Consider the following 20,594-nt stretch of genomic DNA (forward strand, 5'->3'; position numbering starts at 1 on the left):
CGCGCGACGAGCCCACGGGTTTGTTCAACCTGCACCACTCTACCAGAAGGGCGGCTCGGCATCATCCGTTTCCGGGTTGAACAGTGGCGGCTCCCATGGCCGCACCTCTTCCTCGATGTGACGCTTAAGTTACTCTAACGGCGTGCGTGCCTTGTCGTAAAAAACGAATTATATCGGTACGCTGGCGCATTCAATAGTCGAGATTCATCTATGCCGCCCCAAAAGCATGTCCATCGACGACTGTTGCCATGCCGACTGAGGGCATAGATCAGGGAAACAAATCGCGCACTCGGACGAAAGGCTTACGCTCTTCGATCGAAATGCGCAGCTTGGCGGCGATGATCTCGTCCAAGGACAGCCGCCGGCTTAGCGCATCCACAATGTCCATGCCGTCAATCAGAAGTATCCGCTTCGCGGTGAAGTCACGGAGGCTGGGCGGTGTGAAGCCCGCATAGGACACATAGAGACCGCGGGCACCCTCCAACCGCTCACCGACCTTGCCTTGAAATGCATGCAATGCGCCGGCGTCCGTCGCGGCGTTCTTCCATTTCGCTTCTATGAGGAAGACCGAATTCCGGTGGACGAACGATCCATCGATCTGCTCGCCATGGCCGATCTTAAAGGATTTGCGCGCTTGCAAGCCCCAGGCGTCGAACCAACTTTTGAGGAAGCCTTCGAAGGCATAACCTCTGGAATGTGGCGCGTCGTTGATCGCGTGCAACATGTTGAAGCCTGCTTCCAGCGCGGCCTGGACACTCTCCCCTGGGGCATTCGACTTGGGTGGCGGCGCATGTGTCGACGTGGTGTCAACAGCTCCCGGGATGGGCTTGCCGCCGAACCTGACAACTAAGGCGTTCAGCCGCTGGCGACCTTGCGGCACTGGATCGTCGTGCCCGGCCATGTAGGCGACGAGATACTCCCACAGACCATGGAGCGCTTTGACGATGGCCCCTTTCTGCGCCTTCTGCATGAACGCACGCAGACGCTTCCCCTTCGAGTTGCCGTCGTTAATCAAGTAGGCGTCGTTGTAGATGTCGACACCAACTTCATCTCGGAAGAACTCCTGGTAGGTCCGGTTGGTGAAGTCCATCACGTAGCCGTCGCCGAACAGATCGCCTACCAACTTCAAATCTACCGCTTTGATATCCTCTACCACCGACTCGTCCTACCTATCCTCGCCCCTCTTTGATTTTGGACTGGCGGACGTCGGCCGCGCAATTCGGATACGCGAGTCTCCAGGGTCACTTACACGCGACGCACTGACCACTGATCGGCTATTCTGCTTTCGGGATACAGCGAGATCAGCTTGGACGGCGGAAAGGGGTCGGATGCAGAACGGCAACTTTCCTCTGTGCAAAACCCGAAACCCGACAGTCCGCTTCCGGCCTAAAAGCTCCCGCATCGGCGAGGTAAAAGCAAGCAGATCGCTCAGCCTCGAAGTGGCCGACCAAAGCGCCGTCCCGCCGTTAGGACTTTCCCGTTGTCAGCGCCACGAGATTGTCTTTGAGAATTCCAGCGGCTTCCGCTTCGGGGATTTGCCAGATGTCGGATAGCATCTTCAATGCTTGCCAGGAATCCCTTGGCTGAAGTGGCCGGCTGCCTTCTAGAGCGAATGGACCGTCGGTCTCCGTGAGAACGCGGTTGCGCGGCAAGGCTCTTGCAATCGCCTTCCCATTTTCTGACTTCAACATGGAAGGGCCGCAGCTGAACCAGCACCCTTGGTCGACCGCCCGCCTAAGCTGTCGTTGAGATCCGCTGAACCAATGCAAGATGGGAATGCCGGCCGCGGCCTGTTTGGATAGACAATCCAGAACCTCGTCAGCGGCTCGGCGGCTGTGAATAGACAGGATCTTGCCGCCGAGGTCAGCTGCGATGGCCAAGATAGCGGAGAAAACGCGCTCTTGAGCCGCCTTCGAGGTTCGCAGGTGCTCGGAGCCATCGAGGCCGACTTCGCCAAAGTACCTTGTCTCGGATGCAAAATGCCTGAACAGGGGCAATTCCCCCTCGCGCTCAAGGGCGAGCTCGGGGTGCAGTCCCAAGGCTGTGCGGATTCGTGCCCGGTTCGCGCACAATGCTGACGTTGACTTCCACGCCTTTGGCGTCGTGGTCACGCAGAGGACATAGGCCCCTGATTTGTCCGCATCTTCGACCGCAAGCTCGGGATACCGATAGAGATCGAGATGGCAATGAAAATCGATCACATCTTGAAGCCACTGTCCGTGAGGTATCTGCCGACCTCCATTAGACCGCGTCGATGGACATCGACAAGGGCCGATCGGCGATCGATATCGGCAGGCAGAGGCCCTGACTGGGCGACCCAGGCGTCAAGATTCGCACCGTCGAGGCGTTTGACGGCAGTAAGCATGGCGACCAGGTCGTCACGAGTATCCTCGACGGTCATCACGTCGAGAAGGCTGGCAGATTGGTAGAGTGTCCTGTCATCCACGTCGCCTTCGTAGAGAGACGCGCGCCTGATGAGACAGGGAACGCAGCGGCCGCATTGTTGGCCCTCCCGCTTCCATTTCCCGCACGAGACCGTTTCCGAGGCAATGGCTTGGAAAAGCTGTACGCCATTCACCGATCGCACCATCTGGCCTTTTGTCCAGGTCGCATATGGATTGTCGATCGTAGCCGGAATGCCGACCACCCCAAAAATAGCCTGGACGCCGTCTAAGAAAAAAGGATGCGTCGTCCGCGTGCTGTGCGACCCGATCCGTCTCGGCGTTAGTGGTGCGTTCAGTGCAATCAGACCGTTTTCCGGGACTTGCAGCGGGATCGGCCGGCCGCCAACCAGCCTTGATTTCACGTCACAAACCAATGCAGCAATAGCTATGAAGAGAAAGCTTCGGGAGCGCATCGATATCTCCGACGTGCGCTCCGAGTTTGGCCAGGCATTGACCGATACGTGTTGAAGGGTCTGCGGCAAGCGTCCAACGATGCCGTTTTGGACCGATTTGTCGCCGGTGTAGGCATGAGATACCAGGATCGGGCGGGCGCTGTCCTCGACGAGGCGGAACGTAGCAATGGTGCTGTCCAGACCGCCTGAGAACAGAGAAACGAGATCACCGGCAACAAGGTTTATCCGACTTTGATGCTGCCGGATGACTGAGGGAACGGGAGGAGCCTCTCCGCCGCCTTCAAAGTGAAAACGCCACTGATCGCCGCTCAGAAAACTGAGCAGACGCTGGAGCCGGGGTTTTACCGCATTCCACGGTCCTGGAGTTCTCAGCGGCAGGCAGATTTCGATATCCCTGCTCCAGCTGTCCGCGGCGTCCTCTCTCAGCACGAATGTGTCGGCCGCAGTGACGGCAAGCGCGATAGATACAAAATCCACCGCCGTCGCAGACGGCTGCACTCCGAAACGTAAAAAGAGGTCTTTGACCTGGTTTCCGATGGCGACGGCGCCTGCAATTGGGGCTGAACCGCCATAAAGGAGAACGTGCAATTCATTGGGCGGGCAGTCGGCGGGAAAAGTCTTCTTGTCCAAAAAAAAGCGGCACAGCGTCACTCATTGCCCTCCCATTCGGCCCAGATGGCGTCCATGGCTAGCCGCTCTTTCGCCTCAACTTGTGCCCGCGTCATGTTCTGTATCCCGTTGGCCAAAGCAGGCGACAAGTGCCGGTCGACCGCGGCATGGACAATGTCGAAGAGTTCGTTCTCCGCCTCTATCGTGCGATCCTGGTCGGGAGCCTTGTTCCAGGCGTCGCCCGCGTCGTTGACAATGTCCTGAAAGATGATCCTCGTGAAAAACTCGATTAGGACGGCGATCAACGCATCGTCGTCAAGGTCGGCAGGTTCGAACGACGCGGTCTCGGGCAACACTTCGGCCAAGGCCTCTTGTACCGCTATCCGGATGAGGTCAGCGTCTGCATTCTCCGGGGCGAGTGCCTGCGCAATGGCCTGAATCGCCTCGGCCAAGGGACGGCCATTGAGCGATGATAGGTCTATTCCCGCAAACTCAGCGCCAGTCCCGCCTTGCTGAAGATCGTTGAGCACCCCGACGAGCGCGCCGCCGGCCGTGTATGCAGTACCAAACCGCCTCGGCCCGACTGCGACACCTCCTGTTGCGTTTCGCGCATATTTGCCCAGCGCGGCTGAAAGCGAACCGCCACCGGCGCCGGCCAAAGCCCGGCCGAACTCTGTACGAAAGCCCCGGAACCGCTGTCCCTCTGGCGCAGGCACTGGTTGGCCTGGATTGGCGTCGGCGTGCGGCGGGACCATTGGGCTGGTGCTCTTGCGCCCCTTAGCTGATGAAGATGTCCCCATGCCCTTTTTTCACTCCTCCCACCACGCCTTGTCCTTGAGCATCGTTGAGACCCATCCCGGGGTCTTTGGAAGCTGCAATGATCTGAAAAAGCGGTTGAGCAATTCGGCCGAGGCTGCAGATCTGTCGGCAACCAATGTCGCTCCCCGAAAATCCATTCGTGCCCGCGACCAATCAGAGTCTTTTCTCATCACCTCGATGACCGCTTCCATCACCAGGATCATGTCCCCTGGCTGCAGGCTGTCCAACGCCGCCTTCGCAGCGGGCGAAGACACTGACCGGATCTGAAGGAGCGTTTCGACGGCTTTTGCAGCGCCGCCGGCGAGAGAACCGGATCGCATGCGAAGCGGAACAGTCTCACGGGCGAGGTAGACTGCAGGCCGCAGATCAACACCAGCCAGGCCAGGAGCCAGCTTCGCCCATTCCATCAGAAATGGCGCATGTTTCGTCCATTTCTCGGGCAAGTCAGCGATCGTTTCGCCTGGCTTGGCTTGTTCAAGGCTGGCCAGGACAGCGGGCTTTCCGCGGGGGCTGGCGTTGATCAGATTATGGAGCTCTTCCGTCGCATCGATGTCGGTGCAACGCTCGAACAACGCCAGTTTGGTGATCATCGCCTCATCGATAGGCATCGCGCGGCGACGAGCAACGTTGGCCCGCATCCTCACCACGTTGAGCATGCGCTTCACGGTGCGGGGGTTGCCTAAGACGCCGGGCGACAGAGCCAGGATCGGCGCCATTCTGTCGGCCATGTCCCACGCAGCCGCCAGCTCCTTCGACGCCTGCACGCCTGACTGAGTCAGCATCTCCTCGATTGTGAAGTCGCCATCATCCTTCCACGAGGTCCGGAGCCGGTCGATGAGGTATTGCCGTAGTTTCTCGACTGCCGCGTCGTCCAGATCGGACCGGCTCGCAAGCAGCAAAATAAGGTATGCCCGGACCTCCTGAATGCCCGCCCTTGGCACCCTGACCGGAACCTGGATCAGCTTATCCAGATAGTCGGTGATGTGGCGCTGCGAGGGACTGTTGAAATGTTGACTGACGGCGTGTCGGATCATGTCCTCGTCAGCGGCCACAACGAATGCGCTGTTGGGCATGAACAGGAAAAGCCGCACAGCCTCCATGGTCTCGATGGCGTTTCGGGGCAAACAGCGGTCGAGGTTGTCGATGAAGACGACCATCGTTTTCCCGAGGTCCTGGAGAATACCTTTGAATTCTGCGCGAAATGCGTCGATCTCGTCGGGCGGGCCCCTCTCTTCCGGCTCGCGCAACAGCGACGCGCCCCGTGACTCTACGTCTGAGGCGGCTTCCTTGACGGCTTCGAGATTTTTGTCGTCTTCCGACCCCGAAAAAAGCGCGCCCGCGGCTGTCACACCTTTGGAGATCGCTCCGAAGGTGGGCACACCCATAGCCCAGGCGCCGGCCTCAAGCGCCACGCCCAAGAACCGCAGTTTGTTCACGCGCCCGATCAACGACTTCGCTCGGTCTTTCAGGGCAGGGGGGGCAGCCTTTACGAGCGCCCCGGAGATCACGCACATCAGCGCGGCGCGCGCGTCGTCGAAGTCCTGATACATCCAAGCATCGAACTTGATGACGAGATAGCGATCCGGAGCCTTGTCCAATTCGCGCTCGACAAGGCGAAGTGTAGTTGACTTTCCGATTCCCCAACCGCCGAACACGCCGACAGAAAGTGGCAACAATTTCAGGTCAGAGAGAAGGTCTACGACCATCTCCGCAACTTCCGAATAGTTCAAAAAATCGACGTCGGTATCCGAATCGGACCACATAAGAAGTTTCCAAGCCCAAGCGGCGGTTGTGCTGCTTGTCCGGCCATGTGTCAATTGGCAGCCCGGCTTTTGAATATTAGCATTTATGGCCGCTGCTGTAGGGGATTGGGGTATTGGAGCTTGCTCAACATGCGACCGAGCGAGTACTGATCGAGCATTGAGCAGCTTGAGGGTGAAGAATGGCTAGAATCTACGGCAATCGGTGGGAGGGGATAGACGGGAACCTTGGCGAAGGAGGACAAGGTCACGTCATAAAGGTCATCGATCGGCAAAACCCGGGCGATGGCCCTTTCGCCCTCAAGCGCATTCTAAACCCAAAGCGGGCCGACCGCTTCCGCAATGAGGTGGACGCGATCAAGCGGCTGAAGCATCCGAATGTGATCGAGCTGCTGGATCACTCTGCTCTCGACGCACAGCCGCAGGACGGGACGAAGCAGTATATCGTCATGCCGGTTGCAGAAGGGGGCGACCTCGGCAAATCGGCGGCCCAGTTCGTCGGCGATCTTGGGCGCACTCTCGGCGTTGCGAAGCAGGTAGCGGCGGGCCTCAAGGCTGCGCACGACGCCTCGATCATTCACAGAGATATCAAGCCAGCCAACATCCTACTAACCGGCAATGGCGATGAAGTCTGGATATCTGACTTCGGCATTTGCCTGATCGAGGACGGTAGACAACGCAATACCCCGTCGGGCGAAGTTGTCGGGCCGGCGCTGTTCATGGCGCCGGAGCTCGAGCACGGCGGGCAGCTCGATGTGACGGCTGCCGCCGATGTCTATTCGCTTGGCAAGGTCATCTTGTTTCTTTTCACAGGCGTTCGGCTGCCTCGAGAGAGCCTAAGCGATCCGAAATATGCCCCGACGCTCGCCGCACCTGGCTTGGAAGGCCTTCGCCTGCTGCTTACGCAAATGATCTGCCCGCTTCCGCGGATATCGACCATGGACACTATCATTATGCGCCTCGACCAGCTCCAGAGCATCCGAAATGGTGGAGGATCGGGGCTTTCAAAGCGGGGTCTAACCGCGCTGGAAGACTTCAAGCAGACAGCGGCAACAGAAGCGCAGCGAAAGCTCGAGGAGAGCGCCGAGCGCACAAGATCCGAAGACCTGATCAATGCGGTCGCCGCGGCGATTTTGGCGGCGCTGACGCGACAATTCCAGGCGGGAGCCGCTGCAATCCACACGGACGGTGCCATCAACTCCATCGTTCAAGAGGTGAGGATTGGATCCCAAATCAAGATTGGTCGCTATCTGTTCATGCCAATAAGTGGCATCGAAATTACATTTCAGAACGCAGTTGGGAAATATGCAAGGATTTGGGCCCTACAGATGTTTGTCTGCCGAAAGATAGGCTTCCATGGCGGCGGCTTGTTCGTTCTGCCATACCTCGAATTGAGAGAATCTGACGGACGGCCCGTGAAGGGTTGCTCGGCCTTTCTTCGCAAAACAGGTTCCAAATCGGATCCGAGTTTCGAAGTCACCGATTCACCAACCGTGTTGGAAATAGACCCTAAAGGGTGGGATGGCGACGACCAGGTCATTCGCGATTTCGCCGAGGAGGCGACATCAGCACTTCCGGACCTCGTGAAAGGAGATTGGAACCAATTTCATCAAATGCCTAAGCCCGATGGGCCAAGAGAGCGTCGGTAAGGCTCTAAGAGGCTGGTCGTATCGTTGCAACTCTCAGAGGCCTTGAGCGAAAGTCGCGTAAACGAATCGATCGCGGTGATCGGGCTTCGACCTCAGAAATAGGGCACGCAGTCCAACAAGGCGGCCGGAAACCTGCGAGCCATCCAGATCCTGCTTTGAGATCGGATCAGAAACGGCGCCACTTCCAGAGTGGAGCCGTGAATGCACTTGATCTCGGACGCTGAGTTCAGCTGCGTCATTCCCGGAAGGAGACGGGGGCTTGGGCAAACCCAATCATAGCATTGAACAGCAAATCAAATTTGTATGATGTAGACCACTACAACGCTACTCTGGAGCGTATCGTGTTCGCTTGCTTTGGGCATTCATGGGCTTGTGGTCGAATGAGCCTAGGCACATTGTACCTGCCAGCTACCTACGACGGTGGCGTCGGGTTCACGAAATGGCAAATCGTGCCTGGGGCAGGCCCAGAGAAGCGGCTACTCCTCAAAATCGACGTGCAGACTGCTGATCAATGAAATCGCGGCCATACTGTACGATTTCTTGGCTTTCAGTTTAGCATCGAAGGCGCCGTTTTAAGGCTCCTTACAGCTTTTGCTGGCCGAAACCAGTCGGTCCGCTCCCGGCCCATACAAGTTATTCGCTCGTCGCCCTTCGCGATGACACTTCTTGGCGCCCCAGTCTTCCAAGCCTGCAACGTTCACTGCATCGCACGGGCGCGTATATTGGGTATCTTCGATATTCTGAAACGTCACGTCATGCTGCTTCCATCTACTACCAAACAGTGGAGGCTGTGCCCGTGACACCGACGAAGCTCCTTGTCGGCCAGATCGTAGTTGTGTTCGCCATCGTCATCGTTGGCGTATGGGCGGCAACGCAATGGTGCGCCCACATGCTGGACTATCAGCCGCAGCTTGGCGCGCCATGGTTTGCCGCGGCGGCCCGGCCGATCTACAAGCCGTGGAAACTGTTCGAATGGTGGTTTCACTTCGACGCCTATGCGCCTGAGGTCTTCGACAAGGCCGGCATGCTTGCCGGAGCCAGCGGATTCTTGGGGTGTGCGGCCGCAATAGCTGGCTCCCTCTGGCGCGCGCGGCAGAGGGGGTTGGTCACCACCTACGGTTCCTCACGATGGGCCGTGGCTCGGGAAATCGAGAAGGCAGGCCTGTTTGAGCCGGCCGGCGTTTTCCTTGGCAAACTGAAGGATCACTATCTGCGACATGACGGGCCGGAACATGTCATGGCCTTTGCGCCGACACGTTCGGGCAAGGGCGTGGGATTGGTCGTTCCAACGCTTCTTTCCTGGACCGGCTCGGCCGTCATTCACGACATCAAAGGCGAGAACTGGCAGCTGACTTCCGGCTGGCGGTCGAAGTTCTCTTTCTGCCTCCTGTTCAATCCGACCGACTCGAGAACGGCGCGCTATAACCCGCTGCTGGAAGTGCGCAGGGGTTCAGATGAGGTCCGCGACGTTCAGAACATCGCGGACATTCTCGTCGATCCGGAAGGCGCGCTGGAGCGGCGGAATCATTGGGAGAAGACTAGTCATTCACTCTTGGTCGGGGCCATCTTGCACGTGCTCTACGCGGAAGAAGAAAAGACGCTCGCCCGCGTCGCCACTTTCCTGTCGGATCCGCAACGCTCGTTTGCCACGACACTGCTGCGGATGATGACCACCAACCACCTCGGCACGGCGGACAAACCTCGGGTCCATCCCGTCGTGGCCTCGGCGGCTCGCGAGGTGCTTAACAAATCAGAGAACGAGCGCTCAGGCGTTCTCTCGACCGCCATGTCGTTTCTCGGTCTCTATCGTGATCCGACCGTGGCCGCGGCAACATCGGCCTGCGACTGGCGCATTGCCGATCTCATGGATGCGGAACGACCGATGTCGCTCTATCTAGTGGTGCCGCCATCGGATATCTCGCGCACCAAGCCACTGGTGCGACTGGTGCTCAATCAGATCGGCAGGCGACTGACGGAGCGGCTGGAAGGTGACCCGAAGAAGAGCCGCAAGTACCAACTGCTAATGATGCTGGACGAATTTCCGGCTCTTGGCCGCCTCGACTTCTTCGAGACCGCGCTCGCCTTCATGGCGGGTTACGGCATCCGCGCCTATCTGATCGCGCAATCCTTGAACCAGATCTCCAAAGCCTATGGCGAGAACAACGCCATTCTCGACAATTGCCATGTGCGCATTGCCTTTTCCTCCAACGACGAGCGCACGGCCAAACGCATCTCGGATGCGCTCGGTACGGCGACGGAACTCAGGTCCATGCGCAACTACGCCGGCCACCGGCTGGCGCCCTGGCTCTCGCACGTCATGGTCAGTCGCCAGGAGACCGCTCGCCCGCTGCTGACGCCTGGCGAGGTGCTGCAGTTGCCGCAAGCTGACGAATTAATCCTTGTTTCGGGGTTGCCGCCGATCCGCGCCCAGAAGTTGCGTTATTATCAGGATCCGAATTTCACCGAACGGGTGCTGCCGGCGCCGGTGTTGCGCGACGGTCTGTACGCGGACTGTCCTGCGTCGCGCCCCGACGATTGGAGCGGACTAGCCCGCAGTGTTGACCGCCGTCTCGCTGCCGATGACGAAAACGCCGGCGAGGCAATCGAAGAAGAGGGCGGCGTGCAACAGCAGCGTCATCCAGGCCTGCCTGAAGAACACGTCGTCGTCTCTCAGGAGCCTGATCAAGACGACCTCTTCAATCTGGCGGACGATGACGCCGAGGCACTCGCAGACAAGCGCGTCATGGACCGGGTTTCCACCGCAGCCAGCGCCTACGGTATCAACGAGGGAAGGGGCGACGACAAGGACATCATCCCCGGCTTCTAAGCGCTTTCGCAGCTCAGGCGTAGCTCAGCGTAGATAACGCCCATAAGCGATTTTGCGGATCTCGACGATGTTCGTTGCCGCCGCCGGCGCATCAGGCCGGCCAGTCGGAACGAGCCCCATGAAGCCGCATCGCATTCGCCACCAGTTTCTGCTCGAACCCGCGTTAAGCGCGAAGCTGGAAACCCTCAGTAGCAACCCGTCGACCACAAAATCGGCGATCGTCGCGAAAGCGGTCGAGGCCTTCATCGAACGGCGTGGTGAAAACGAGCTCGACCAGCGCTACGGCAAGCGGCTGGACCGTCTTTCCCGCGATCTCGACCATGTCAGGCGCGACGCCGAAATAACTCTGGAGAGCCTGGCGCTCTTAATCCGCTTTTCAATCACGCTTCATGCGCACACGCCAATTCCGGATCGGGCGACACAGGCGATCGCCCAAGAGCGCTTTGACAAATTCGTCGAGCAGGTCGGTCGCCAGATAGCCTCCGGGAAGCGCTCGCTTGGCAACGGCAATGGCAATGGAGGCGAAGGATGAGCTCTCATCCCGCAGCGGACCACCGCCGCCGAGCCATGCTGCGCACAGCCATGGGCGCCGCGATCACCGAGGCCCTTGCCGATCCGACCGTCATCGAGGTGATGGTCAACCCCGACGGCGCGCTGAGGCTCGACCGGTTGGGAGAAGGCCGGGTCGATACAGGCGTGCATATGCATCCTGCCGAGGCGGAACGCATCATCCGGCTCGTCGCCTCCCATGTACGCGCCGAGGCGCATGCAGATAGTCCGATTGTCAGTGCCGAATTGCCATCAGGCGAGCGCTTCGAGGGTCTGCTACCGCCGGTCGTGCTGGCGCCATGCTTCGCCATCCGCAAACCGGCGGCAAAACTCTACACGCTGGCCAACTACGTCGCCGATCGCGTCATCCTCCCGCTGCAGGCTGATGCCCTGAGGAAGGCAGTGCGCGAGCGGCGCAACATCCTGGTCGCCGGCGGCACATCGTCGGGCAAAACGACACTTACCAATGCTCTACTGGCAGAAGTCGCCGAATGCGATGAGCGGGTGATCCTGATTGAGGACACCCGCGAGCTGCAATGCGCGGCCAAGGACTGCGTTGCCATGAGGACGAGGCGGGGCTCCATCACACTCGCCGATCTCGTACGCTCGACCTTACGACTGAGGCCCGACCGCATCATCGTCGGCGAAGTCAGAGGCGCGGAAGCGCTCGATTTGCTGAAGGCATGGAACACCGGACATCCCGGCGGCATTGCCACCGTTCACGCCAATTCGGCACGCTCCGCACTCTATCGTATTGAGCAGCTCGCCCAGGAAGCCGTTGTCACCGTTCCCCGCCGGCTGATCGCCGATGCCGTCGACTTGGTCATCTTTATTGCCGGAAGAGGACCCGCGCGCCGCGTTGACGCGATCGCCGAGGTCACGGGTCTCGACGGCAGCGGCGATTACGCCGTCACCCCGCTCACACTTCCGCAACTCCAGCAGCTCTGAAAGGTCACCTCATGCGCAAGAAGCTTCGCTTTCTTTCGTTCGCCGCCGTCGCGCTTCTTCTCACGGCCCAGGCCCACGCTGCCGGCTCCGGCATGCCGTGGGAACAGCCGCTGCAGCAGATTCTGGAATCGGTGCAGGGGCCGGTCGCCAAGATCCTCGCGGTGATCATCATCATCACCACCGGTCTGACCCTTGCCTTCGGCGACACGGCGGGCGGTTTCCGCCGGCTGATCCAGATCGTCTTCGGCCTGTCGATCGCCTTCGCGGCCTCGAGCTTCTTTCTTTCCTTCTTCTCCTTTGGCGGCGGGGCAGTCGTCTGATGAGCACCGAAGAGCAGCATATCGAAGGCTTCGAGGTTCTGGTCCATCGGGCGCTCACCGAGCCGATCCTGCTCGGCGGCGCGCCGCGGGCGGTGGCGATCCTCAATGGCACGGTGGCCGCGGCCATCGGCCTAGGCCTGCAGCAGTGGATTGCCGGTCTGATCCTCTGGATCGCCGGCCACACGCTCGCGGTCTTTGCCGCACGGCGTGATCCGGATTTTGCCAGCGTGCTTGTCCGTCATCTTCGTCAAAAGGGCTGGCTTGCATGCTGAAGCTTTCCGAATACCGCGGCAAAGCCGACCGGCTTGCCGACCATCTGCCCTGGGCAGCACTCGTCGCGCCCGGCATCGTGCTCAACAAGGATGGCAGCTTCCAACGGACATTGCGGTTTCGTGGCCCCGACCTTGAAAGCGCGACGGAGGCCGAACTCATCGGCATATGCGCGCGGGCAAACAATGCGCTGAGAAGGCTCGGCTCTGGCTGGGCATTATTCTTCGAGGCCGAGCGCATCGAAGCGCTGGGCTATGCGAGCTCGGCCCTTCCCGATGCTGCCTCATGGCTGATCGATGAGGAACGGCGCGCGGCCTTCGAGGGCAAGGTCGCGCATTTCGAGAGCATCTATCATCTGACCTTGGTCTTCATGCCTGGGCCCGATGGCCAAGCGCGCGCGGAAAGTGCTCTCGTCGACTCGCATGACTTGGGAGGGGAAAGAGACTGGCGCCAGGAGCTTGCCCGGTTCCGAGACGAGACTGACCGCGTTCTCGATCTTCTTTCGGGCTTCGTGCCCGAGGTGCGCGCGCTCGACGATGCCGAGACCCTGACGTACCTGCACGGCACGATCTCGACACGCCGTCATCCGGTCGCCGTGCCGGAAACGCCAATGTATCTCGACGGCGTCCTGGTTGACGCGCCGCTGACCGGCGGCCTAGAGCCGATGCTGGGCGAGCAGCATCTGCGCACGCTCACAGTTCTCGGCTTTCCGAACGTCACCCGGCCAGGAATCCTTGATGCGCTCAATAACCAGGATTTCGCCTATCGCTGGGTGACGCGCTTCATTCCACTCGACAAGGCGGAAGCCACGAAGACGCTGACTCGGCTCCGGCGGCAGTGGTTTGCCAAGCGCAAATCGATCGCGGCTATTCTGCGCGAGGTGGTGACCAACGAACCGGTGCCTCTCGTCGACAGCGACGCCGACAACAAGGCGCTCGATGCCGATGCAGCACTGCAGGCATTGGGCGGCGATCATGTCGGCTTCGGCTATCTCACCACAACGGTGACGGTGTGGGATCAGAACCGTAAAGCCGCCGCGGAAAAGCTTCGCGCCGTCGAGCGGATCGTCAACGGGCTCGGCTTCACCACCATTCGCGAAAGCATCAATGCCGTCGAAGCGTGGCTTGGTTCATTGCCGGGTCATGTCTACGCCAACGTTCGCCAGCCGCTCGTTCACACGCTTAACCTTGCCCATCTCGTGCCGCTGTCGTCCGTGTGGGCAGGTCCAGCGGAGAACGAGCACCTTGCCGAGGTCACCGGCGATCACGCTCCGCCGCTTCTTTTCGCCGAAACCAGCGGCTCGACGCCGTTTCGGCTTTCGACCCATATCGGCGATGTCGGCCACATGCTGATTGTCGGGCCGACCGGTGCCGGCAAGTCGGTTCTGCTTGCCCTGATCGCTTTGCAGTTCCGGCGCTACGCTGGCGCGCAAATCTATGTCTTCGACAAAGGCAATTCGGCCCGCGCCGCCGCGCTTGCCATGGGCGGCGACCACCATGCGTTGGGTGCGAATGGTGCGCTTGGTTTCCAGCCGCTGCGCCACATCGACGACCCGGCCACACAGAGCTGGGCGGCCGAATGGATCGCCGGCCTCATTGCCCACGAGAATGTCACCGTCACCCCGGAGGTGAAGGAGGCAATCTGGTCGGCGCTCACCAGCCTCGCCACCGCGCCGGCGCAGGAACGCACGCTGACTGGCCTGTCGGTCCTGCTTCAGTCCAATGCGCTCAAATCGGCATTGATGCCCTACACGCTCGACGGACCATTCGGCCGACTGCTCGATGCCGATGACGACCGGCTGGCCATCTCGGATGTGCAGTGTTTCGAAACCCAGGAGCTGATGCACAGCCAAGGCGCTGTGCTGCCTGTGCTCACCTATCTGTTCCATCGTCTTGAGGACCGGTTTGACGGGCGGCCGACGCTGCTCATGCTCGACGAGGCCTGGGTCTATCTCGACAACCCGCTCTTTGCCGCCCGCATCCGCGAATGGCTTAAGGTGCTGCGTAAGAAAAACGTCTCCGTCATCTTCGCGACGCAGTCGCTTGCCGACATCGCCGGCTCTTCTATCGCACCCGCAATCATCGAGAGCTGCCCGCAGCGCATTTTTCTCCCCAATGATCGTGCGGTGGAGCCGCAGGCACGGGCAGCCTATGAGCGCTTCGGTCTTAATGAGCGACAGATCGAATTGGTCGCCCGCGCCACGCCGAAGCGCCACTACTATCTGCAGTCGCGCCGCGGCAATCGCCTCTTCGAGCTCGGGCTAGGCCCGATCGCTCTTGCGCTTTGCGGCGCCTCCGACCCGGCCGCGCAGACCCTGATCGACAATATTCTTTCCGAAGAAGGGCAGGGCAGCTTTGCCGCCCGTTTCTTCAGTGCGCGCGGCCTGGATTGGGCTGCCGAGCTTCTCCAGCAATTTCCTCAACCTAACAAGGAGCAATCGTCATGATCGGACGCCGCCTTTTTACTAGCCTGGTCACCGTTTCCCTGATTGCCAAACCGATGGCTGACTACGTCCAGCCGGCCTATGCGCTCATCGTGTTTGACCCGTCCAACTATACGCAAAATGTGCTGTCGGCAGCACGCGCATTGGAGCAGATCAACAACCAAATCCAGTCGCTTCAGAACCAGGCGACCATGCTGCAGAACATGGCGCGCAACCTTCAGCGCCTGGATTTCTCTTCCGTGGGCCAGCTTACCGGCTCGCTCCAACGGATTGACGGTCTGATGACCCAGGCGAGCGGCCTGAGCTTCGATCTCGACAAGCTGCAGGACCAGTGGCTCCAGCAATATCCGGAAAGCTACGACGCCACCATCAAGGTCAGCGATGTGGCGAGCGCCGCGCGCGAGCGCTGGCAGAGCGCCATGCAGGCGTTCCGCCAGACCATGAGCGCGCAGTCGCAGATCGTCGAGAACGTGCAGGCCGATGGCGACCTGCTTACCGATCTCGTCAATCGTAGTCAGGGCGCGGCAGGTGCCCTCGAGGCAAGCCAGGCTACCAATCAGCTGATCGCGCTTTCGACCAAGCAGCAGATGCAGATCCAGACGCTGCTTGCGACCCAGTTCCGGGCCGAGGCCGAGGATGCGGCGCGCAAGGCGCAGTCTGAGGAAGCCGCTCGCGAGACGACGAAGCGTTTCCTGGGCACCGGCACGGCCTATCCCGGCAACTGATCGGCAGTTCTTTAAGACAACGAGGAAGGCGGCTACATGAACGACCTCGGAGTCATCGATCGCTTCATGGAGACCTTTACCCGCTATATCGATAGCGGGTTCGGTCTGCTTTCGGGCGACGTCGCCTTTCTCACCACAATTCTGATCGGCATTGACATCACGCTCGCGGGCTTGGTCTGGGCGTTCGGCGGCGAGCCCAACATTCTCGGCCGGCTTGTTCGCAAAGTGCTCTATGTCGGCGCCTTCGCCTTCGTCCTGAACAGTTTCAAGAACCTCGCCGACATAATTTACCGCTCCTTTGCCGGTCTCGGCATCAACGCATCGGCCGGCAACCTGTCCGCCGACAGTCTCCTGCGGCCAGGCCGCATTGCCGCGGCCGGCTTCGAGGGCGCCTGGCCGCTCCTCAATCAAGCGAGCCAGCTAGTAGGCTTCCCCGAGATCTTCGGTAACGCGCTCACCATCTTCGTGCTGCTTCTGGCCTGGTTCCTGGTCCTCATCGCCTTCTTCATTCTTTCCATCCAGCTCTTCATCACCATCCTCGAGTTCAAGCTCACCACGCTGGCCGGCTTCGTCCTGGTGCCCTTCGCGCTCTGGAACCGTTCGGCGTTTCTGGCCGAGCGCGTGCTCGGCAATGTGATTTCGTCGGGCATCAAGGTGATGGTGCTTGCCGTCATCGTCGGCATCGGCTCCACGCTCTTTGGCGAGTTCGCTTCCGCCCTGCAGGGCCAGGAGCCGGACCTGGCGGCGGCCATGTCTCAGGTGCTGGGTGCGCTGGCGCTGCTTGGGCTCGGCATTTTCGGCCCCGGGATTGCCTCGGGTCTCGTTTCCGGCGCGCCGCAGCTTGGCGCCGGCGCGGCACTTGGAACAACGGCGGCCGCAGCTGGATCAACGCTCGTTGCCGGAGGCGCTGCGTTTGCCGGCGCGCGCATGGCAACAGGCGGCGGCCTCGCCGCAGTCCGTGCCGGCGCCGCCATGGGGTCCGCTGCCACCGTCGCCTGGCAAACGGGGCGCGCGACATCGCCCGAGTCCGGGCTGTCCGGGGTAGCTGCTGGGCTGCAGGGGGTTGCGAGTGCCGCTAGCGGCGCCGCGATGCGGGGAATGCGATCCGCAGCAGAACCATTCCGCCGTAGTGCCGACGCCGGTCGCGATGCCGGCTGGATGACCGGCGGCATGCCGACCAGCTCGATGAGCGGAAGCTCTCCAGTTGTAGCTCCCGCGGCCGCGCCTGCCTGGGCAAGGCGTCTGCGTTCCGAACAGACCGCACGCGCCCATCGCAATGCTGCCACGCAGGCGGTGCGCGATGGAGATCGGGGCGGAAGCGGCGCCAATCCCTCCCTCAATGACAAGGAAGACTAGATGCTCTTCAAGCGACCCGTTCAGCGTTATGGAAAGACGCCCGAACCCGTAACACCCTACCAGAAGGCCAGCCAACTCTGGGATGAGCGCATCGGCACGGCGCGCGTCCAGGCCAAGAACTGGCGCTTCATGGCCTTTGGCTGCCTGGCTCTGACGACGGGGCTTTCCGGTGGGCTTCTGTGGCAGTCGATGCAGGGCCGCGTCGTGCCTTATGTCGTCGAGGTCGACCGCTTTGGCGAGGCGCACGCGGTCGGGCCGGCAGTCCAAAACTACCAGCCCGACGATGCCCAGATCGCCTGGCATCTCAGCCGCTTCATCCAGAATGTTCGTTCGGTTTCCACCGATGCGGTTCTGGTGCGGCAGAATTGGCTGTCGGCCTACGACTTTGCCACCGACCGAGCGGCGCTCTTCCTCAACGAATATGCCAAGGCGAACGACCCTTTCGGCCAAATCGGCACGCGCAGCGTGTCAGTACAGGTGACCAGCGTGGTCAGGGCTTCCGACAGCTCGTTCCAGGTCAAATGGACCGAGCAGGTGTTCGAGCGCGGCAGCCTCGCCAGCACGACGCGCTGGATCGGGATCCTCACCATCCTCATCCGCCCGCCTAGGACAACCGAGCAGCTGCGCAAGAACCCGCTCGGCGTCTTCATCAACGCCATCGACTGGTCGCGCGAGCTCGACAGCGCCGCGCCAACCCCCGTTTCCCCTAAGGAGCCCGCCAATGACAAATAGAGCCCCATTGCTTCGTGCTGCCTCGATCCTGTCGGCGTCTGTTGCGGTTCTTTCGGCCTGTGCCTCGAAGCCAGTGCCGCCGCCTCAGATTTCCTATGACCACGAGGACTTCAAACCAGCCGCGATCGAGAAGGCGCCGGAGAAGCCGGTCAAGGTCGTGGAAGTGCCGAAACCGTTACCGTTGCCTGGTCAGTTGATGCCCGCACCCGGCAAGCCCGCCCCAGATAAGCGCTCGCCGGAAGAACAGGTCGCCGATGCCAACAAGGCGGCGACGCAACAACCCACCAAGTTTGGCTATGTCAATGCGGTGCAGGTTTACCCCTTTGCCGACGGCGCGCTCTACCAGCTCTACGCCGCGCCGGAGCGCGTCACCGATATCTCATTGCAGCGGGGCGAGAAGCTGACCTCGGTCTCAGCCGGCGATACGGTCCGTTGGGTGATCGGTGACACCGTTAGTGGCTCAGGCGATGACCAGCGCACTCATGTGCTGGTGAAGCCATTCGCGCCGGGGCTTGCCACCAATCTGGTCATCACGACGGACAGGCGATCCTATCACCTGCAGCTTCAAAGCACTGAGAAAACTGCCATGGCGGCGCTCTCCTGGATTTACAGCGAAGACCAACTCGTGGCGCTTCGGCGGCGCAACGCTCAGGCCGAGGCTGAAATGCCCGCGGCCTCGAACGTGGCACTCGAAAACATCCGCTTCCGCTATTCGATCACCGGCGACACGCCGCCGTGGAGACCGACGCGCGCCTTCGATGATGGCAGCAAGGTCTATATCGAGTTCCCGCGCCGCATCGACCAAGGTGAGGCGCCGCCGCTCTTCATCGTCGGAGCCGACGGCGATAACCAGCTCGTGAACTACCGGATGCGCGGCAACTACTACGTCGTCGATCGCCTCTTTGCTGCCGCCGAACTGCGGCTTGGCACCAAACAGCAGCAGGTGGTGCGCATTACGAGAACCGACGGTCGGCAACCGCCGCGGCGGGTTTCGCTGTTTTCGCGTGTTGGCAGATAAGGGGAGGCTCATGAACGATACTTCCCATCCGAATGCTCTGCCGAAGCTCAATCCCGAACAGCTGCAGCTGAGAGCCTCGCCCCGCCGAGCGGTGCGGTTCAGGCGCGGCATAATCGTTGCGATCGCTGCTGTTGGTTCCGGCGCTGTTTTTGGCGTCACGATGATGGCGCTGCGGGGACCCGCATTGCGCCTGAAACAGCAGGCCGAAGAGCTCTACAGCACGGACCGCAAGCCGACCGCCGAGGGACTTGAAACGCTGCCCAAGGACTATTCCGGGAGCAAGCCGAAGGCTCCGGTGCTTGGACCGCCGCTGCCTGGGGATCTCGGCCGTCCTATTCTCGAGCACCAGCGCCAGCTTGGCATCGCACCAGGGCAAGACGTTTCCGCCGAGGCCCAGCGGCTTGCACAACAAGCGGTTGAGGCGCGCGAGTCGCAAGTCCTCTTCCGCATCGAAAACCGGCCCCAGCAGACGGAAGCTTTTGGCAATGGGCAGGGCGGACGTTCGCCTTTCGAGACGGCGTCTCCGCAGCCAAATACAGAAGGCCAGCGAGCTTCCGTCGCGCCGGCCGAGGGCGACCCGAACAATCAACAGCGCAAGCTCGATTTCATCGATCAACGGAACACCGGCGGGATCTACAACCCGCATACACTGCAGACGCCGGCTTCGCCCTATCAGATCATGGCCGGTAGCGTGATCGCTGCAAGCCTGATCACCGGCATCAATTCCGATCTGCCCGGCCTTGTCGTCGCCCAGATCACCGAGAATGTGCACGACAGCGTCACCGGCAGCATCCTGCTCATCCCGCAGGGCTCACGGCTGATCGGCACCTACGACAGCGTTGTAGCCTTTGGGCAAAGGCGCGCTCTGTTGGTGTGGCAACGCATCGTGATGCCGGACGGCTCATCTATCGAAATCGACAATCTGCCCGTGACCGACGCGGCCGGCTATGCCGGGCTCGAGGACAAAGTGGATTTCCATACTTGGCAGCTGATCAAGGGCGTCGCGGTGGCCACATTGCTGGGGGTTGGTACCGAGTTGAGCTTTGGGGAAAATGAAAGCGACTTGGTCAAGGCAATTCGTGAATCCGCCCAGCAGAACGTCAGTCAAGCCGGCCAACGGATCACGGAAAAGAACCTGAACGTCCAACCCACGATCACCGTCCGCCCTGGTTGGCCGTTGCGCGTCGTCGTGCACAAGGACCTCGTGTTGCGGCCATATACGGGGTGAACAGGAGGACTTGATGGCTAATTTGAAACTCGGAAAACTTCCGGACCGGACGCCTTCGAAGATCACCATCACCGTTGGCGCCGACTTGAGCCAAGCACTCAACGACTATGCCGCACTTTACCGTCAGACCTATGGCGAGTCCGAAACCGTGGCTGAACTGATTCCCTTTATGCTGGTCGGGTTCCTGGAAGGCGACCGGGCGTTTGCCAAGGCCAGAAAAGAAGGTCTGCCGGGCGCTGGCGTGTCGGAGAAACCACGACGGCAATCATCTTCCAAGCTGGACAACGGGTAGCGCTTGGTGTCGCTTGGTCGCACGCTAGGTTCTTGATCCTGACCGCGTTGCGGCCGGTCCCAGCGAGCGCTTCGCAAAATTGAGATCAGGCTTTCGCTTTACGCGTTGAGGTAGGTTTCTTGGCCGGAGCAGCCTTCCTTCCCAAGCTAACGATTTTGCCAGCGCTTATCAGGCGGCCGAATAGTTCAGGGC

At 60.7% G+C, this 20,594-nt stretch carries 18 protein-coding genes; 13 read left to right on the forward strand and 5 right to left on the reverse strand.

Going from position 1 to position 20,594, the window contains the following annotated elements; translation table 11 throughout:
• Positions 1-268 precede the first annotated feature (268 nt).
• From NKJ64_RS23370 to NKJ64_RS23390, 5 genes are all read right to left on the reverse strand, one after another.
• Positions 269-1,156, reverse strand: coding sequence for a restriction endonuclease (locus NKJ64_RS23370; protein WP_245263155.1), 888 nt, complete (start codon positions 1,154-1,156; stop codon positions 269-271).
• A gap of 310 nt (positions 1,157-1,466) precedes the next feature.
• A complete protein-coding gene (gene qatD / locus NKJ64_RS23375; protein ID WP_023753792.1) occupies positions 1,467-2,201 on the reverse strand; it encodes a Qat anti-phage system TatD family nuclease QatD in 735 nt (244 codons plus the stop codon).
• Complete coding sequence (qatC, locus tag NKJ64_RS23380) at positions 2,198-3,508, reverse strand: Qat anti-phage system QueC-like protein QatC (RefSeq protein WP_023685508.1); 1,311 nt, start codon at positions 3,506-3,508, stop codon at positions 2,198-2,200. The genes qatD and qatC overlap by 4 nt, the downstream gene beginning before the upstream one ends.
• Positions 3,505-4,221 carry a Qat anti-phage system associated protein QatB gene (locus NKJ64_RS23385; protein WP_031204379.1) on the reverse strand — a complete coding sequence of 239 codons (717 nt, stop codon included), beginning with the start codon at positions 4,219-4,221 and terminating at the stop codon, positions 3,505-3,507. Before NKJ64_RS23385 ends, qatC begins: the two co-directional genes overlap by 4 nt.
• Before the next feature lie 54 nt (positions 4,222-4,275).
• Entirely contained in the window at positions 4,276-6,048 is a 1,773-nt protein-coding gene (locus NKJ64_RS23390) for a KAP family P-loop NTPase fold protein (protein WP_023685506.1), read from the reverse strand.
• 179 nt (positions 6,049-6,227) lie between these two features.
• On the opposite strand from NKJ64_RS23390, the gene NKJ64_RS23395 reads away from it, so the two are divergent.
• From NKJ64_RS23395 to NKJ64_RS23455, 13 genes are all read left to right on the forward strand, one after another.
• Positions 6,228-7,694 (forward strand): serine/threonine-protein kinase, encoded by a 1,467-nt coding sequence (locus tag NKJ64_RS23395; protein WP_023685505.1) that lies wholly within the window; start codon positions 6,228-6,230, stop codon positions 7,692-7,694.
• 796 nt (positions 7,695-8,490) lie between these two features.
• On the forward strand, positions 8,491-10,521 hold the full coding sequence (locus NKJ64_RS23400) for a conjugal transfer protein TraG (RefSeq protein WP_352463427.1): 2,031 nt from the start codon (positions 8,491-8,493) through the stop codon (positions 10,519-10,521).
• A 118-nt stretch (positions 10,522-10,639) separates the two neighbouring features.
• Positions 10,640-11,053 (forward strand): hypothetical protein, encoded by a 414-nt coding sequence (locus tag NKJ64_RS23405; protein WP_031204377.1) that lies wholly within the window; start codon positions 10,640-10,642, stop codon positions 11,051-11,053.
• Positions 11,050-12,018, forward strand: a complete 969-nt coding sequence (trbB, locus tag NKJ64_RS23410; protein WP_031204376.1) for a P-type conjugative transfer ATPase TrbB — start codon at positions 11,050-11,052, stop codon at positions 12,016-12,018. The genes NKJ64_RS23405 and trbB overlap by 4 nt, the downstream gene beginning before the upstream one ends.
• An 11-nt stretch (positions 12,019-12,029) precedes the next feature.
• Positions 12,030-12,338, forward strand: coding sequence for a TrbC/VirB2 family type IV secretion system protein (locus tag NKJ64_RS23415; RefSeq protein ID WP_023669260.1), 309 nt, complete (start codon positions 12,030-12,032; stop codon positions 12,336-12,338).
• On the forward strand, positions 12,338-12,610 hold the full coding sequence (locus tag NKJ64_RS23420) for a VirB3 family type IV secretion system protein (RefSeq protein ID WP_023685500.1): 273 nt from the start codon (positions 12,338-12,340) through the stop codon (positions 12,608-12,610). The genes NKJ64_RS23415 and NKJ64_RS23420 overlap by 1 nt, the downstream gene beginning before the upstream one ends.
• Positions 12,604-15,054, forward strand: coding sequence for a conjugal transfer protein TrbE (gene trbE, locus NKJ64_RS23425; RefSeq protein WP_023685499.1), 2,451 nt, complete (start codon positions 12,604-12,606; stop codon positions 15,052-15,054). The genes NKJ64_RS23420 and trbE overlap by 7 nt, the downstream gene beginning before the upstream one ends.
• A complete protein-coding gene (gene trbJ, locus NKJ64_RS23430) occupies positions 15,051-15,776 on the forward strand; it encodes a P-type conjugative transfer protein TrbJ (RefSeq protein WP_023685498.1) in 726 nt (241 codons plus the stop codon). Before trbE ends, trbJ begins: the two co-directional genes overlap by 4 nt.
• Positions 15,777-15,812: 36 nt before the next feature.
• Positions 15,813-17,132 (forward strand): P-type conjugative transfer protein TrbL, encoded by a 1,320-nt coding sequence (gene trbL, locus NKJ64_RS23435; RefSeq protein WP_352463428.1) that lies wholly within the window; start codon positions 15,813-15,815, stop codon positions 17,130-17,132.
• Positions 17,133-17,864, forward strand: coding sequence for a conjugal transfer protein TrbF (trbF, locus tag NKJ64_RS23440; protein ID WP_023685994.1), 732 nt, complete (start codon positions 17,133-17,135; stop codon positions 17,862-17,864).
• On the forward strand, positions 17,854-18,882 hold the full coding sequence (gene trbG, locus NKJ64_RS23445) for a P-type conjugative transfer protein TrbG (RefSeq protein WP_031204545.1): 1,029 nt from the start codon (positions 17,854-17,856) through the stop codon (positions 18,880-18,882). Before trbF ends, trbG begins: the two co-directional genes overlap by 11 nt.
• A 10-nt stretch (positions 18,883-18,892) precedes the next feature.
• Positions 18,893-20,110, forward strand: coding sequence for a TraB/TrbI/VirB10 family type IV secretion system protein (locus NKJ64_RS23450; RefSeq protein WP_023685996.1), 1,218 nt, complete (start codon positions 18,893-18,895; stop codon positions 20,108-20,110).
• 13 nt (positions 20,111-20,123) lie between these two features.
• Positions 20,124-20,402: a DUF2274 domain-containing protein gene (locus NKJ64_RS23455; protein ID WP_023685997.1), complete on the forward strand. Its 279-nt coding sequence runs from the start codon at positions 20,124-20,126 to the stop codon at positions 20,400-20,402.
• Positions 20,403-20,594 lie beyond the last annotated feature (192 nt).

Origin of the sequence: Mesorhizobium sp. M0062 (assembly GCF_040323125.1) — a bacterium.
Lineage (GTDB): Bacteria > Pseudomonadota > Alphaproteobacteria > Rhizobiales > Rhizobiaceae > Mesorhizobium.